14 protein-coding genes and 1 tRNA gene are annotated in these 15,110 nt (G+C 63.4%); 13 read left to right on the top strand and 2 right to left on the bottom strand.

The annotated features are described in order from the left end of the window. Window positions 1–2 precede the first annotated feature (2 nt). The 12 genes from ispG (at window position 3) to Q0799_RS01915 (ending at window position 12,072) form a co-directional block, all read left to right on the top strand. Complete coding sequence (gene ispG / locus Q0799_RS01970; protein ID WP_298393633.1) at window positions 3–1,232, top strand: flavodoxin-dependent (E)-4-hydroxy-3-methylbut-2-enyl-diphosphate synthase; 1,230 nt, start codon at window positions 3–5, stop codon at window positions 1,230–1,232. Then, window positions 1,229–2,518 carry a histidine--tRNA ligase gene (gene hisS, locus Q0799_RS01965; RefSeq protein WP_298393631.1) on the top strand — a complete coding sequence of 430 codons (1,290 nt, stop codon included), beginning with the start codon at window positions 1,229–1,231 and terminating at the stop codon, window positions 2,516–2,518. The genes ispG and hisS overlap by 4 nt, the downstream gene beginning before the upstream one ends. Window positions 2,519–2,523: 5 nt before the next feature. Then, complete coding sequence (locus Q0799_RS01960; protein WP_298393629.1) at window positions 2,524–3,165, top strand: tetratricopeptide repeat protein; 642 nt, start codon at window positions 2,524–2,526, stop codon at window positions 3,163–3,165. Then, on the top strand, window positions 3,162–4,325 hold the full coding sequence (gene bamB / locus Q0799_RS01955) for an outer membrane protein assembly factor BamB (RefSeq protein WP_298393627.1): 1,164 nt from the start codon (window positions 3,162–3,164) through the stop codon (window positions 4,323–4,325). Before Q0799_RS01960 ends, bamB begins: the two co-directional genes overlap by 4 nt. Then, a complete protein-coding gene (der, locus tag Q0799_RS01950) occupies window positions 4,322–5,653 on the top strand; it encodes a ribosome biogenesis GTPase Der (RefSeq protein WP_298393626.1) in 1,332 nt (443 codons plus the stop codon). Before bamB ends, der begins: the two co-directional genes overlap by 4 nt. An 88-nt stretch (window positions 5,654–5,741) precedes the next feature. Next, the gene (gene hfq, locus Q0799_RS01945; protein ID WP_011288708.1) at window positions 5,742–5,978 is read left to right on the top strand and encodes an RNA chaperone Hfq; all 237 of its coding nucleotides are present in this window, start codon (window positions 5,742–5,744) and stop codon (window positions 5,976–5,978) included. Between the two features lie 60 nt (window positions 5,979–6,038). Next, on the top strand, window positions 6,039–7,193 hold the full coding sequence (gene hflX / locus Q0799_RS01940) for a GTPase HflX (protein WP_298393623.1): 1,155 nt from the start codon (window positions 6,039–6,041) through the stop codon (window positions 7,191–7,193). Window positions 7,194–7,230: 37 nt separating this feature from the next. Beyond that, window positions 7,231–8,541: an FtsH protease activity modulator HflK gene (hflK, locus tag Q0799_RS01935; RefSeq protein WP_298393621.1), complete on the top strand. Its 1,311-nt coding sequence runs from the start codon at window positions 7,231–7,233 to the stop codon at window positions 8,539–8,541. Further along, entirely contained in the window at window positions 8,541–9,410 is an 870-nt protein-coding gene (gene hflC, locus Q0799_RS01930) for a protease modulator HflC (protein WP_298393619.1), read from the top strand. Before hflK ends, hflC begins: the two co-directional genes overlap by 1 nt. A gap of 9 nt (window positions 9,411–9,419) precedes the next feature. Next, complete coding sequence (locus Q0799_RS01925) at window positions 9,420–9,605, top strand: DUF2065 domain-containing protein (RefSeq protein ID WP_028995939.1); 186 nt, start codon at window positions 9,420–9,422, stop codon at window positions 9,603–9,605. Then, window positions 9,602–10,756, top strand: coding sequence for an ATP phosphoribosyltransferase regulatory subunit (locus tag Q0799_RS01920; RefSeq protein ID WP_298393616.1), 1,155 nt, complete (start codon window positions 9,602–9,604; stop codon window positions 10,754–10,756). Before Q0799_RS01925 ends, Q0799_RS01920 begins: the two co-directional genes overlap by 4 nt. An 8-nt stretch (window positions 10,757–10,764) precedes the next feature. Beyond that, window positions 10,765–12,072, top strand: coding sequence for an adenylosuccinate synthase (locus tag Q0799_RS01915; protein WP_298393614.1), 1,308 nt, complete (start codon window positions 10,765–10,767; stop codon window positions 12,070–12,072). Window positions 12,073–12,124: 52 nt separating this feature from the next. Here the strand turns inward: Q0799_RS01915 and Q0799_RS01910 are convergent, their stop codons facing one another. Together Q0799_RS01910 and Q0799_RS01905 are read right to left on the bottom strand one after the other, a co-directional pair. Continuing rightward, complete coding sequence (locus tag Q0799_RS01910) at window positions 12,125–12,502, bottom strand: hypothetical protein (RefSeq protein WP_298393612.1); 378 nt, start codon at window positions 12,500–12,502, stop codon at window positions 12,125–12,127. A 185-nt stretch (window positions 12,503–12,687) separates the two neighbouring features. Further along, window positions 12,688–12,772, bottom strand: a tRNA-Leu gene (locus Q0799_RS01905). Window positions 12,773–12,812: 40 nt separating this feature from the next. Here Q0799_RS01905 and rnr point away from each other — a divergent pair. Next, window positions 12,813–15,053 (top strand): ribonuclease R, encoded by a 2,241-nt coding sequence (gene rnr / locus Q0799_RS01900; RefSeq protein WP_366940760.1) that lies wholly within the window; start codon window positions 12,813–12,815, stop codon window positions 15,051–15,053. The last annotated feature ends 57 nt before the right edge of the window (window positions 15,054–15,110 follow it).

Genomic DNA, 15,110 nt, shown 5'->3' with positions numbered 1-15,110 from the left:
CCTTGAGCGCAATCAGCAAGCGTCCGACCCGCGCAACCCATATTGCCCATGTCCGCCTCGGCGGCAATGCGCCGGTGGTTGTCCAGTCGATGACCAATACCGATACCGCCGATTACCTGGCCACGGCCATTCAGTGCGCCGAACTGGCGCGCGCCGGTTCCGAACTGGTCCGGATCACCGTCAATTCGATGGAAGCGGCGGCGGCCGTGCCGAAGATCCGCGATCATCTCGACAAGATGAACTGCAACGTGCCGTTGATCGGCGACTTCCACTACAACGGCCACCGCCTGCTCACCGAGCACCCGGCCTGCGCCGAGGCGCTGGCCAAGTACCGGATCAATCCGGGCAACGTCGGTTTCGGCAAGAAGAAGGATGAGCAGTTCGCGCAGATGGTCGAGCTCGCCTGCCGCTACGACAAGCCGGTGCGTATCGGCGTCAACTGGGGCAGCCTCGACCAGGAACTGCTGGCGCGGATCATGGACGAGAACAGCAAGCGTGCCGAGCCGCTCGATGCGACCGAGATGATGCGCCACGCGATGGTCACCTCGGCCCTCGAATCCGCTGCCAGGGCCGAGGAAGTCGGCCTCGCCGGCGAGAAGATCATCCTCTCGTGCAAGGTGTCGAGCGTCCAGGACCTGATCGCCATCTACCGCGAACTGGCGCGGCGCGCCGATTACGCGCTGCATCTGGGCTTGACCGAGGCCGGCATGGGCTCCAAGGGCATCGTCGCGTCGACCGCCGCCTTGTCGGTGCTGCTGCAGGAAGGCATCGGCGACACCATCCGCGTCTCGCTGACGCCGGAACCGGGCGGCTCGCGCAGCCAGGAAGTCATCGTTGCCCAGGAAATCCTGCAGACCATGGGCCTGCGCGCGTTCACGCCGATGGTCGCGGCTTGTCCCGGCTGCGGCCGGACGACCTCGACCTTCTTCCAGGAACTGGCCGGCGAGGTGCAGGACTTCGTGCGCGCCCGCATGCCGGAATGGAAGCTGCATTACGACGGCGCCGAGAACATGACGCTGGCCGTCATGGGTTGCATCGTCAATGGTCCGGGCGAATCGAAGCACGCCAACATCGGCATCTCGCTGCCGGGCACCGGTGAAGCGCCGTCGGCGCCGGTCTACGAGGACGGCGAGAAGACCGTTACCCTGAAAGGCGACAACATCGCCGCCGAATTCAAGGACATCATCGAGCGCTACGTCCAGCGCACCTACAAGAAGAAACTGCAAGCATGAGTCAGACTTTGCAAGCCGTGCGCGGGATGAACGACATCCTGCCGGAAGAAGCGGCATTCTGGGAACTGTTCGAGGACACCGTCCGCACCTGGCTGAAGGGCTACGGCTACCGGCCGATCCGCATGCCCATCGTCGAGCCGACGCCGCTGTTCAAGCGTGCCATCGGCGAAGTCACCGACATCGTCGAGAAGGAAATGTATTCCTTCATCGACGGCCTCAACGGTGAGGCGCTGACGCTGCGCCCGGAAGGCACGGCCGGCTGCGTCCGTGCCGTCATCGAGCACAACCTGGCGGCGCGGCAGACGCAGCGTCTCTACTACATCGGCCAGATGTTCCGCCACGAGCGGCCGCAGAAGGGGCGTTATCGCCAGTTTCATCAGGTCGGTGTCGAGACTTTCGGCATCGCCGGGCCGGACATCGATGCCGAGCTGATCCTGATGGGCGCCCGCCTGTGGGCCGACCTCGGCCTCGACGGCATCGAACTGCAGATCAACAGCCTCGGTCAGCCGAGCGAGCGCGCCGAACATCGCGCCGCGCTGATCGCCTACCTGGAACAGCACGTTGACGTGCTCGACGAGGACGCCAAGCGTCGTCTGTACACCAACCCGCTGCGCATCCTCGACACCAAGAACCCGGCGCTGCAGGACATCTGCGCCGCGGCGCCAAAGCTGATCGACTTCCTCGGCGCCGAGTCGCTGGCCCACTTCGAGGGCGTGCAGCAGGTGCTGCGCGATGCCGGCCAGCCGTTCACGATCAACCCGCGCCTGGTGCGAGGTCTCGATTACTACAACCTGACCGTCTTCGAATGGGTCACCGACAAGCTCGGTGCCCAGGGCACGGTCTGCGCCGGCGGGCGCTACGACGGCCTGGTCGAACAACTCGGCGGCAAGCCGACGCCGGCCTGCGGCTTTGCCATGGGCGTCGAACGGCTGATCGCCTTGATCAAGGATTCCGGCGGCGCGCCGGCCGAGCCGGCGCCCGACGTCTATGTCGTGCACCAGGGTGAAGCCGCCGGCCGGCTGGCTTTCCGTGTTGCCGAAGGTCTGCGCGACCAGGGGCTGGACGTGCTGCTGCACTGCGGCGGCGGCTCCTTCAAGTCGCAGATGAAGAAGGCCGACGGCAGCGGCGCCGCTTTCGCGGTGATCATCGGCGACGACGAAGCGGCGACCGGCGAGGCACAACTGAAGGCGCTGCGCGAAGAAGGCGTGGAACAACGTAAACTGAAGGTCGACGAACTGGCGGAAGCCATCATCGACCACATGATTGATTCGGACGAAGAGGAATAAGCAGCATGGCGCATTACGACCTCGAAGAGCAGGAACAGATCGATACCCTGAAAACCTGGTGGCAGATGTACGGCAACCTGGTTACCTCGCTGGTGACCGCCGCGGCGCTGGCCGTTGTCGGCTGGCAAGGCTGGAACTGGTACCAGAACAACGAGACGGCCAAGGCAGCGACGGTCTTTGCCGCGCTCGAACAGGCCGTCCAGCAGGGCGACGCACAGCGCATCAAGGCGTCGGCGGGCGAATTGACGGCCAAGTTCGGGCGCAGCGGCTACGCTTCGCTCGGTGCCTTGCTGGCGGCCCGGCATTCCTTCGATGCCGGCGACCTGAAGACGGCCAAGGCGCAGCTCGCCTGGGTGGTAGACAACGCCAAGGACGAATTGCGCGATATCGCCCGTTTGCGTCTGGCGGCGGTGCTGCTCGACGAGCAGGCCTACGACGAGGCCCTGAAGGCACTCGAGGCGACCTCGGCAGCGGCTTTCCAGGCCCGTTTCCAGGAACTTCGCGGCGACATCCTGGTAGCCCAGGGTAAACCGGCGGATGCGCGCACGGCCTACCAGGCGGCGCTCGACCAGGCGGCAGCCAAGGCCGCCAGCCCGGCGCGCGAATTGCTGCAGCAGAAACTCGACAGTCTTGGAGATGCAGCATGAGTCGCCGCCTGATGCCGCTGGCCATCGCCGGTGCCTTCTTGCTGGGGGGGTGTTCGACGCTGAACAACGCCTTTGACGCGATCAATCCGTTTTCTTCCCGCGCGCCGAAAATGGCGCCGCTGCCTGAGCTGTCGGCCGATACGCTGGCGGTGCGCAGTGTCTGGTCACAGGGCGTGGGCAAGGCCGGCGGTGCGGTTTTCTCGCCGGCTGTCGTCGGTAATGCGGTATTCGTCGCCGATCAGAAGGGCGGGGTGTATCGCATCGAAGCCGGCCGCATCGTGTGGAAGACCGATGCCGGGCAAGCCTTGTCGGCCGGTGTTGGCGCCGATATCCACATGGTCGTCGTCGGCACCGCCAAGGGCGGCGTGCTGGCATTCGACGCTGAAAGCGGCAAGCCGCTGTGGCAGTCGCAGGTGAGCAGCGAAGTGCTGGCGGCGCCGGCGGTGAGCGGCGAGGGCGTGGCGGTGCGTAGCGGCGATAACCGCATCTTCCTGCTCGATGCGCGCGACGGTGCGCGCAAATGGATGTACGAGCGGCCTATGCCTGCCTTGTCGGTGCGCAGTGTGGGTGCGCCGGTCTTCGCCGACCGTTACCTATTCGCCGGTTTTCCCGGCGGCAAGCTGATGGCGCTTTCGCTGGCCAATGGCGCGCCGGTCTGGGAGGGGGCGGTGGCCCAGCCCAAGGGCACGACCGAACTTGACCGTGTGGCAGACATCGTGTCGCCGCCGGCCATCGACGGCACCCAGATCTGCGCCGTGGCCTTCCAGGGCAAGGTTGCCTGCTTCGACATGGCGCAGGGCGGCAGCCTGATCTGGTCGCGCGATCTTTCGTCGGCGCGCGGACTGGTGCTCGATGGGCGTTACCTGTTCGTTACCGACGACAATGGCGTGGTCTATGGTCTGGATCGCCTCAGCGGCAGCAGCCTGTGGAAGCAGGACAAGCTTCGCCAGCGCAATGTGACGGCGCCGGCGGTGCGTGGCAACGTGGTGGTCGTTGGCGACGTCGAAGGCTATGTCCATTTCCTGTCACGCGAGGAGGGGGCTTTTGTCGGTCGCCTCAAGACCGACGGCAGCGCCGTGCGGGTCCCGCCCCAGTTGCTGGGCAACAGTTTCCTGACCCAGTCATCCGGTGGTGATGTCAGGGCAATCGAGATTCAATGAAACCTACTATCGTTCTGGTCGGTCGGCCCAATGTCGGCAAATCCACGCTGTTCAACCGCCTGACCAAGTCCCGCGATGCCATCGTTGCCGATATTCCGGGTCTGACCCGAGATCGTCACTACGGTCATGGCAAGCTGGGCAAGAAACCCTTCCTGGTCGTCGATACCGGCGGCTTCGAGCCGCTGGTCAAGGAAGGCATCCTGCATGAAATGGCGCGTCAGACCGAGCAGGCGATTGCCGAAGCCGACGCGGTCATTTTCGTGGTCGACGGGCGTACCGGCCTGACGCCGCACGACAAGGAAATCGCCAACAAGTTGCGGCGGCTCGACCGTCCGGTCTTCGTCGCGGTCAACAAGGCCGAAGGCCTGAACAGCGGCATGGTCGAGGCCGATTTCCACGAACTCGGTCTGGGCGAACCGAATGCCATTTCCGCCGCGCATGGCGAAGGCGTGCGCGGGCTGATCGACATGGCGCTGGAAAGCTTCCCTGAGCCGGAAGACGACGAATGGCATTCGGATGCCATCCGGGTGGCCATCGTCGGTCGTCCGAATGTCGGGAAATCCACGCTGATCAACACCCTGCTTGGCGAAGAGCGGGTCATCGCCTTCGATGCACCCGGCACCACCCGCGACTCGATCGAGATCGATTTCGAGCGCAACGGGCGCAAATACGTGCTGGTTGATACCGCCGGCATGCGCAAGCGCGGCAAGGTCTTCGAAACCATCGAGAAGTTCTCGGTGATCAAGACCCTGCAGTCGATCGAGGATGCCAACGTGGTCATCCTGATGGTCGATGCCCGCGCCGATATTTCCGACCAGGATGCGCATATTGCCGATTTCATCGTCCAGTCCGGGCGGGCGCTGGTCGTCGCCGTCAACAAGTGGGACGGCCTCGATTCCTACGTCCGCGAACAGACCCGGCAGATCCTGCAGCGCAAGCTGAAATTCCTCGATTTCGCCAAGTTCCATTTCATCTCGGCGCTGGAAAACGTCGGTCTGGTCAACCTGTTCAAGTCGGTCGATGCCGCCTACGGCGCGGCCATGACCAAGCTGTCCACGCCGCGCCTGACGCGGGTGCTGGCCGACGCCATTGCCCGTCAGGCACCGCCCAAGCACGGCCTGTTCCGGCCGAAGCCGCGCTATGCCCACCAAGGCGGGTCGAACCCGCCGATCATCGTGGTGCACGGCAATGCGGTGGATCAGATCGCCGACAGTTATCGCCGTTATCTGGAACACACCTTCCGGGAGGCATTCCACCTTCAGGGGACGCCGCTGCGCATCCAGTTCGTCGCGGGCAAGAATCCCTTTGCCGACAAGGAGCGTCGCTGAGTCACAAATTAACCACAAAATTTCCAACACCATTCTTCTAATTTGGGTACATTAGGACCCTCATAACAACACACATGGAGTCCACACCATGAGCAATAAAGGGCAACTCTTACAAGACCCCTTCCTTAACGCCCTGCGCCGCGAGCATGTTCCCGTTTCCATCTATCTGGTGAACGGCATCAAGTTGCAAGGTCAGGTCGAGTCTTTCGATCAATACGTCGTTCTGCTCAAGAACACCGTGACCCAGATGGTCTACAAGCACGCCATTTCCACGGTCGTGCCGGCCCGTCCGGTAAATCTCCAGCAAGAGCAGGCCGCAGAATAAGACGCTTCATCCCGCCGTCCCGCGCCTGCGGGACGGCGTTTTCTCCCGCAGGATTTCCCCATGCATGAGCGCCCCGCCGCCGGCGAGCGCGCCGTCATCGTGCAACTGGATTTCGGGCAGGTCGATGTCGAGGACCAGCTTGAAGAACTCCGTCTGCTGACCGAATCGGCCGGTGGCCAGGTCGTTGCCGAAGTCCGTGGACGACGGCACAGTCCCGATCCCCGGACCTTTGCCGGCAAAGGCAAGGTCGATGAGGTGGCGGCCATGATCGCCGCCGCCGATGCCCAGCTGGTCATCTTCAATCACGCCCTGTCGCCCGTTCAGCAGCGCAACCTTGAGCAGGCCCTGAAGTGCCGGGTGGTCGATCGCAACAGCCTGATCCTCGACATCTTCGCCTTGCGCGCGGCCAGTGCCGAAGGCAAGCTGCAGGTCGAGCTGGCGCAACTCGAACATCTGGCGACCCGTCTGGTGCGCGGCTGGACTCACCTGGAGCGGCAGCGCGGCGGGATCGGCATGCGCGGTCCGGGCGAAACCCAGCTTGAAACCGACCGCCGGTTGCTCGGCAACCGCGTCAAGTTGCTCAAGGAGCGACTGAACAAGCTGTCGCGGCAGCGCGGCGTGCAACGAAAGGCCCGGCGGCGCGGCGACGTGCTCAATGTTTCGCTGGTCGGCTACACCAATGCCGGCAAATCGACCCTGTTCAACACCCTGACCCACGCCGGCGTCTATGCGGCCGACCAGTTGTTCGCCACACTCGATACCACGTCGCGCAAGCTGTGGATCGAGCAGGCCGGCAATATCGTCATTTCCGATACCGTCGGTTTCATCCGCGATCTGCCGCACTCGCTGGTCGATGCCTTCCACGCGACGCTGGAAGCGGCGGTCGATGCCGACCTGCTGCTGCATGTCGTCGACAGTGCCAGTCATGCCCGCGACGAGCAGATGCTCGAAGTGGCCCGCGTACTTGAGGAAATCGGTGCGCGCGACGTGCCGCAACTGATCGTCTGGAACAAGATCGACCTGACCGAGGCCACGTCCGGGGTCGATCGGGACGAATATGGTAATATCTCCCGCGTTCGCATCAGTTCGCGCACCGGCGACGGTATGGAACTATTACGCCAGGCGCTGGCCGAACATGCCCGTGCAAAAGCCGAATCGCGCCGCAAGGCGCTCGACGAGGCGGCACGTCTGGCACAATCCGATTTCTCCTATTGACTCCCCGAGACCCATGATTCCTACCCTAGGTATTCTCATGTCGATCAACGACCCGCAGTGGGGCAATCGCGGCAGCGACGACAAGCCGAACGGCAACGGTCCGCGCCGCCCCAACGATGGACCGCCCGACCTCGAAGAACTGTGGCGGGACTTCAACCGCAAACTGTCCGGCATGATGGGCAAGAAGGGCGGCGGCGGTGGCAACAATGGCGGCGACGGTCCGCGCATGCCGCCGGTCGACTTCAATCCCAAGTTCCTGAGCGGCGGCCTCGGCCTGCTGGTCGGCCTGATCGCCATCGTCTGGCTGGCGTCCGGCTTCTATATCGTCGATGCCTCGCAGCGCGGCGTCGTGCTCCAGTTCGGCAAACTGACCGAAACCACCGAGCCCGGTCTGCGCTGGCGTCTGCCGTATCCGATCCAGTCGCACGAACTGGTCAACCTGACCGGCGTGCGTACCGTCGAGATCGGCTATCGCGGCACCGAACGCAACAAGGTGCTCAAGGAAGCCCTGATGCTGACCGACGATGAAAACATCGTGAACATCCAGTTCGCGGTGCAGTACATCCTCAAGGATCCGGTCGAGTTCCTGTTCAACAACCGTCATCCGGAAGAGGCCGTGATCGGCGCCGCGGAAACCGCCGTGCGTGAAATTGTCGGCAAGAGCAAGATGGACTTCGTGCTCTATGAAGGCCGCGAGCAGATCGCCAGCGATGCGGCCCGCCTGATGCAGGAGATCATGGACCGCTATAACGCCGGCATCCTGATTTCCAAGGTCACCATGCAGAATGCCCAGCCGCCCGAGCAGGTGCAGGCGGCGTTCGACGATGCGGTCAAGGCTGGTCAGGACCGCGAACGTCAGAAGAACGAAGGTCAGGCTTACGCCAACGACGTGATTCCCCGGGCCCGCGGTACCGCGGCCCGTCTGATGGAAGAAGCGCAGGGTTACCGCGAACGGGTGATCTCCACCGCCCAGGGTGATGCCTCGCGCTTCCGCCAGATCCAGACCGAGTACGCCAAGGCGCCGGAGGTCACGCGTCAGCGCATGTACCTGGAAACCATGCAGCAGATCTACGCCAACACCACCAAGGTCATGGTCGACGCCAAGGGCCAGGGCAATCTGCTCTACCTGCCGCTCGACAAGTTGATGGGGGCGGCCAGTGGCGCCGCCGCGGCCCCGCAGGGCATGATCGACGGCGGCGGTTCGGCCGCCGCGGCGACGCGCCAGTCGTCGGCCTTTGCCGGCGGCGTCCCGCCGCAATCCGAAAGTTTCCCCGCTGTCGGTGGTAACCCCTTGAATGCCAATACGCGTGCCGGTTCGCTGGGAACGCGTGAACGGGAGGCTCGCTGATGAGTTCGCGTCTCAATGTGCTGGGCGGCATCGTCGCCCTGATCCTGGTTGTCCTGTCGATGTCGGTGTTCACCGTCGATCAGCGGCAATATGCGCTGGTGTTCCAGCTGGGTGAGGTCAAACGGACGATTACCGAACCGGGCCTGAACTTCAAGATTCCGATGATCCAGAACGTCCGTTTCTTTGATCGTCGCATCCTGACGCTGGATAGCGCCGATCCCGAGCGTTTCATCACCTCGGAAAAGAAGAACGTGCTGGTCGATTCCTACATCAAGTGGCGCATCGTCGATCCCAATCTGTACTACATCTCGGTCGGCGGCGACGAGACCCGGGCGCGTACCCGCCTGAGCCAGACGGTAAACGCCGGTCTGCGCGAGGAGTTCGGCAAGCGCCTGGTCAATGACGTCATCTCCGGCGAGCGCGACAAGATCATGAACCAGATGCGCGAGAAGGCCGATATCGACGCCCGCCGTATCGGCGTGCAGATCGTCGACGTCCGCCTGAAGCGGGTCGAGTTGCCGGACGAAGTCAGCGGCGCCGTGTATAGCCGGATGGAAGCCGAGCGCAAGCGCGTGGCCAACGAACTGCGTTCCGAAGGTGCGGCCGAGGCGGAAAAGATTCGAGCCGATGCCGATCGTCAGCGCGAAGTGATCATCGCCGAAGCCTATCGCGAAGCCCAGAAGATCAAGGGTGAGGGCGACGCCAAGGCCGCGGCGACCTATGCCGAAGCCTTCGGCAAGAGCCCCGAGTTCTATGCCTTCTATCGCAGTCTCGAGGCTTACCGCAACAGCTTTGCCAACAAGAGCGACGTGCTGGTCGTTGAACCCAATTCCGATTTCTTCAAGTACATGAAGAACATCGGCCGCTGATCATCGTCAATGACCTCGACCCTGTTGCTGGCGTTTGCGCTGATGCTGGTGCTGGAAGGCGCGATGCCGTTCATCGCGCCGGCTGCCTGGCGTGAAACCTTTCGCCGCCTGATCCAGTTGTCCGACGGTCAGATCCGTTTCATCGGTCTGACCTCGATGCTGATCGGACTCGTCCTGCTGATAGTCTTCTCATGAACTGGCTGCTTCCCGAATACATTGCCGATGCCCTGCCGTCCGAAGCGGCTCGCATCGAAACCCTGCGTCGCAATCTGCTCGATCATTTCCGCGTTCGCGGTTTCGAGTACGTCATGCCGCCGATGCTGGAATACCTCGACTCCCTGTTGACCGGTACCGGCCAGGATCTGAACCTGCGCACCTTCAAGCTGGTCGATCAGTTGTCCGGGCGGACCATGGGCGTCCGCGCCGACATGACGCCGCAGGCGGCCCGTATCGATGCGCATCTGCTCAACCATCAGGGCGTGACCCGTCTGTGCTATTGCGGCAGCACCCTGCACACGCTGCCGGCCAACGTTTCGGCCGGTCGTGAGCAGGTTCAGCTCGGGGCCGAACTGTATGGTTATGCCGGCGTCGAAGCCGACCTGGAAATCGTCCGCTTGATGGCGACCGCGTTCGACCGGGTCAAGCTGCCGCTGGCGCGCATCGACCTCGGTCATGTCGGCATCTTCCGCGCCCTGGTCGAAGCCGCCGGTCTGCCGGGCGATGCCGAAGCCGAGTTGCTGGCGCTGCTGCGCGATAAGGATGTCCCGGGGTTGGCCGAGGCCACCGCTGCCGTGCCGTCGCCGTTCCGCGAGGCGCTGCTGGCGCTGCCGACGCTCTACGGCGGGCCGGAAACCGTTGATCGCGCCGTGGCCTGCCTGCCCGACCTGCCGGCCATCCGTGCCGCGCTGGAACAACTGCGCCACCTGATTTCGAGCGCGCCGGAACTGCCGTTCTCCATCGATCTGGCTGACCTGCGCGGTTATCACTATCACAACGGCATCGTCTTTGCCGCCTACTGCCCGGGCTTCCCGGCGGCGATCGCGCTTGGTGGGCGTTACGACGGCGCCGGCAAGGCCTTTGGCCGGGCGCGTCCGGCCACCGGTTTTTCGCTGGACCTGCGTCAGCTGGCGCAACTGGCGCCGGCCGGCAAGCCGGTCCGCGGTGTGCTCGCCCCGTATGCCGGTGCCGACAAGTTGCTGGCTTCGCACATTGCTGCGCTGCGCGAGCATGGCGAGACCGTCGTCGAACTGTTGCCGGGCGAGACCGCCTGCGAAGGCCCGTCATGCGACCGCAAGCTGGTCCAGGTCGGCGGGCGCTGGATCATTGAAGCTATACAAGAGGATTGAGAGAGAAAATGGCCAAGAATGTCATCGTCGTCGGTACCCAGTGGGGCGACGAAGGGAAGGGGAAGATCGTCGACTGGCTGACCGACCACGCCCAGGGCGTGGTGCGTTTCCAGGGCGGTCATAATGCCGGCCATACGCTGGTCGTCGGCGACAACGTCTACAAGCTCAACCTGGTGCCCTCGGGCATCGTTCGCGCCGGTGTCGATTGCTACATCGGCAACGGTGTCGTGCTCGACATCCATCACCTGATCTCGGAAATCGCCGAGTTGGAAAAGGGCGGCATCGACGTCCGTTCCCGCCTCAAGGTCAGCCCCGGCTGCCCGATCATCCTGCCCTACCACTCGGCCATCGACAAGGCGCGCGAAGCGGCCAAGGCCGGCGACAAGAAGATCGGCACGACCGGCAAGGGCATCGGCCCGACCTACGAGGACAAGGTTTCGCGCCGCGGCCTGCGCGTCTATGACCTGTTCCATCCGGAGCGTTTCGCCGAAAAACTCAAGGAAGTGCTGGAATACCACAACTTCGTGCTGACCCAGTACTTCAAGGCCGACCCGGTCGACTTCCAGACTGTGTACGACCAGGCCATGGCCGATGCCGAAGTGATCCGGCCGATGGTCGTGGACGTATCCGCCGCGCTCTACGATGCCAACAAGGCCGGCCACAACATGCTGTTCGAAGGCGCCCAGGGCACCCTGCTCGACATCGACCACGGTACCTATCCCTTCGTCACCTCGTCCAACTGCGTTGCCGGTCAGGCGGCTGCCGGTGCCGGTGTCGGCCCGGGCATGCTGCACTATGTGCTGGGCATCACCAAGGCCTACTGCACGCGCGTCGGCGGCGGTCCGTTCCCGAGCGAACTGGATATCGATACCGAAGGCACGCCGGGTCACCAGATGTTCTCGGTGGGCAAGGAATTCGGTACGGTGACCGGGCGCAAGCGCCGCTGCGGCTGGTTCGATGCTGCGCTGTTGCGCCGTTCGGCCCGCATCAACGGACTCACCGGCCTGTGCATCACCAAGCTCGACGTGCTCGACGGCCTCAAGGAAATCAAGATCTGCACCGGTTACCAGCTGGGCGACAAGGTTGTCGATCTGCTGCCCATCGGTGCCGACGACGTCGCCCGTTGCGTGCCGATCTACGAAACCATGCCGGGTTGGGAAGGGACGACCTTCCGCGTCAAGCGTTGGGAAGACCTGCCGGTCAACGCCCAGGCCTACCTGAACCGCCTTGAGGAACTCTGCGAGGTGCCGATCGCCATCGTGTCGACCGGTCCCGAGCGCGACGAGACCATCCTCAAGCAGCATCCGTTCAAGTAATCCGGATTGTTCCCGGGCAATGCAAAGCGGGCCGTCTGGCCCGCTTTGTCTTTCAGTGCGGACGAACCGCCTGCCAGCCCTCCGGGCAGGCCTGGGTATAGGGATAGTATTGTCCGGACGAACGGCAGTAGAACCAGTTGCCACCCGGCGGGGGCGGTGCGCCATGGACGACGCGCGGTGGCGTGTTGGCATGATAGAGCGCGGTCCCGATGGCCAGGCCGCCGATGGTCAGCACGGCAGCCGGACCAACCCAGTCGTTGCGGTGGTGATGATGCTTCCTGGCACGTGGTGGCGGCGCATGGTAGTGATGATGGTGGCTGATCTGGGGGCGATGGTCGTTGCGCCAGTGGCGATCCGGGCCGGCGCTGGCCTGTCCGGTCAGGCCGATGCCCAGGGCGGCAGCGAGCAGGGTGCTGGCAAGTCGTTTCATGATGAACCTCGTCAATGGTGTTGGCACGAGGTCAGGATAGCCAGCCGCTGGCGCGCTTGCTGCAACCAGATGTTAGTAATTGTTAAGCTCGGGGAAGCTTGTGCTGTGAGACAATTCGCTTTGTCGACGCGTGCGCCAGAAATGAAAAAAGGCCTTGCCGTAGCAAGACCTTCTGTCAAAATCGCTGGTGCCCAGGAAGGGACTCGAACCCCCACGCCTCTCAGCGCTAGTACCTGAAACTAGTGCGTCTACCAATTCCGCCACCTGGGCACAGGTGCGAAGAGCCGCCATTATAGAGAAAGAAAAAGTGATGTCAAGAAAGAAGTTGTCGAAGATACGTCGTGCCGATCCATTTTTCGAGCGCGAGAGCAAACGTTATGAATTCCCTTTGCCGTCGCGCGAATACGTGACGCAAACCCTGACCGACGAAGGTCGTCCCCTGAGCTTTGCCAATCTGGTCGATCTGCTCGATATCGCCAGTGTCGAGCGCGAAATGTTCCAGCGCCGCCTTGGTGCCATGGAGCGCGAGGGCCAGTTGCTGCGTAACCGCAAAGGCGATTACATCCTGCCCGAACGGGCCAGCCTGACCGCTGGGCGCATCCAGGGACACCAGGATGGTTACGGCTTTCTGGTGCCCGATGACGGCAGCGCCGACATCTTTCTCGATCAGCGGCAGATGGGCAAGGTGCTGCATGGCGACCGGGCGCTGGTCCGGATCACCGGTACCGACCGTAAAGGACGGCCGGAAGGCAGCATCGTCGAAGTCACCGAGCGGGTGAATACCCGCCTGGTCGGCCGCGTTTTCGTCGAACACGGCGTCGTCATCGTTGCTCCGGAAAACAAGCGCATCGCCCAGGACATCCTGGTGCCGCCGGAAAAGAAATCCAAGCTCAAGATCCAGTCCGGCCAGGTGGTGATGGTCGAGATCATCGAGCAGCCCAGCAAGTTTTCCCAGCCGATCGGGCGCATCGTCGAGGTGCTCGGCAATTATGCCGATCCGGGCATGGAGATCGAGATTGCCCTGCGCAAGCACGACCTGCCGTTCGAGTTTTCCAAGGCGGCGCTCGAGGAAAACAAGCAGATGCCGGACAAGGTGCGCAAGACGGACTTCAAGGGCCGTGAGGACCTGCGCGAATTGCCGCTGGTCACCATCGACGGTGAGACTGCCCGCGACTTCGACGACGCCGTCTTTTGCGAAAAGCAGGGGCGCGGCTGGCGTCTGGTGGTGGCGATTGCCGATGTCTCGCACTATGTGCGCCCCGGCATGGCCCTCGACAAGGAAGCGCTGGAGCGCGGCAATTCGGTGTACTTCCCGCGCCGGGTCATCCCGATGCTGCCGGAAAAGCTGTCCAACGGCATCTGTTCGCTGAATCCCGACGTCGAACGCCTGGCCATGGTCTGCGACATGTCGATCAGCGCCGCCGGCAAGATCGGCAAGTACCGTTTCTATCCGGCCGTCTTCCGCTCGCATGCGCGGCTGACCTACAACAAGGTCTGGTCCTGGCTGTCGGGCGAGGGCAAGCCGCAAGGCGATGCCGAACAGGCGGTGCTGCCGCACGTGCACAACCTGTACAAGCTCTACGCCGCCCTGCACAAGGCGCGCGGCCAGCGTGGCGCGATCGATTTCGAGACCACCGAAACGCAGATGCTGTTCAACGATCAGGGCAAGATCGAGAACATCGTCCCGGTGGTGCGCAACGACGCCCATCGCATCATCGAGGAATGCATGCTGGCGGCCAACGTCTGCGCCTCCGACTTCCTCGCCGAGCACAAGCAGACCTGCCTGTACCGCATCCACGAGGGACCGTCCGAGGAAAAGCTGCGCAACCTGCGCACCTTCCTCGGCGAGTTCGGGATGGCCTTGAGCGGCGGCGACGATCCGCGTGCCAAGGACTACGCCGCCCTGCTCGAGAAGATCAAGCCGCGGCCGGATTTCCAGCTGCTGCAGACGGTGATGCTGCGCTCGCTGCGCCAGGCCATGTACAGCCCCGACAACGTCGGTCACTTCGGCCTGGCCTACGAGCACTACACGCACTTCACCTCGCCGATCCGACGTTATCCGGACCTGCTCGTGCATCGTGCGATCAAGGCCGTGCTGGCCGGCGAGAAATACGAGCCGAGCAAGCCCTGGGACGACATCGGCCTGCAATGCTCGGCGACCGAGCGGCGCGCCGACGAAGCGACGCGCGATGTCGAGAACTGGCTGAAGACCTTCTTCATGAAGGAGCGCATCGGCGAGGTTTTTGCCGGGACGATCTCGGCAGTCACCGCGTTTGGCATTTTCGTTGCGCTGGACGAGGTCTATGTCGAAGGTCTGGTTCACGTCTCGGAACTGGGGCAGGACTACTTCCAGTTCGACAACATCAAGCACCAGATGCTCGGCGAGCGCAGCGGCGAACGCTTCCGTCTCGGCGACCGGGTGCGGGTCAAGCTGGTTCGCGCCGACCTCGAATCGAACAAGATCGACTTCGTGCTCGTCCGTGACCAGCCAAAAACGGCGACGGCGGAGAAAACCGCGGGCAAGAAAACCGTCGCCCGGCGTCGTCGCTGACCGCCTGTTGCAACTGCGGCACAGGGGCGCATTCAATGCGCCCCATTTTCGTGTGCC

It is taken from the genome of uncultured Azonexus sp. (genome assembly GCF_937982035.1).
Classification (GTDB): domain Bacteria; phylum Pseudomonadota; class Gammaproteobacteria; order Burkholderiales; family Rhodocyclaceae; genus Azonexus.
This window is presented reverse-complemented; position numbering and strand designations above follow the sequence as displayed.

Excerpts from the sequence above, each read along its gene's own strand:
- hflX (WP_298393623.1), top strand. The coding sequence starts at position 6,039 with ATGCATGAGCGCCCCGCCGCCGGCGAGCGCGCCGTCATCGTGCAACTG.
- Q0799_RS01925 (WP_028995939.1), top strand. The coding sequence starts at position 9,420 with ATGACCTCGACCCTGTTGCTGGCGTTTGCGCTGATGCTGGTGCTGGAA.
- Q0799_RS01910 (WP_298393612.1), bottom strand. The coding sequence starts at position 12,502 with ATGAAACGACTTGCCAGCACCCTGCTCGCTGCCGCCCTGGGCATCGGC.
- rnr (WP_366940760.1), top strand. The coding sequence starts at position 12,813 with ATGTCAAGAAAGAAGTTGTCGAAGATACGTCGTGCCGATCCATTTTTC.
- Q0799_RS01920 (WP_298393616.1), top strand. The coding sequence starts at position 9,602 with ATGAACTGGCTGCTTCCCGAATACATTGCCGATGCCCTGCCGTCCGAA.
- hfq (WP_011288708.1), top strand. The coding sequence starts at position 5,742 with ATGAGCAATAAAGGGCAACTCTTACAAGACCCCTTCCTTAACGCCCTG.
- bamB (WP_298393627.1), top strand. The coding sequence starts at position 3,162 with ATGAGTCGCCGCCTGATGCCGCTGGCCATCGCCGGTGCCTTCTTGCTG.
- hisS (WP_298393631.1), top strand. The coding sequence starts at position 1,229 with ATGAGTCAGACTTTGCAAGCCGTGCGCGGGATGAACGACATCCTGCCG.
- hflK (WP_298393621.1), top strand. The coding sequence starts at position 7,231 with ATGTCGATCAACGACCCGCAGTGGGGCAATCGCGGCAGCGACGACAAG.
- Q0799_RS01960 (WP_298393629.1), top strand. The coding sequence starts at position 2,524 with ATGGCGCATTACGACCTCGAAGAGCAGGAACAGATCGATACCCTGAAA.
- der (WP_298393626.1), top strand. The coding sequence starts at position 4,322 with ATGAAACCTACTATCGTTCTGGTCGGTCGGCCCAATGTCGGCAAATCC.
- hflC (WP_298393619.1), top strand. The coding sequence starts at position 8,541 with ATGAGTTCGCGTCTCAATGTGCTGGGCGGCATCGTCGCCCTGATCCTG.
- Q0799_RS01915 (WP_298393614.1), top strand. The coding sequence starts at position 10,765 with ATGGCCAAGAATGTCATCGTCGTCGGTACCCAGTGGGGCGACGAAGGG.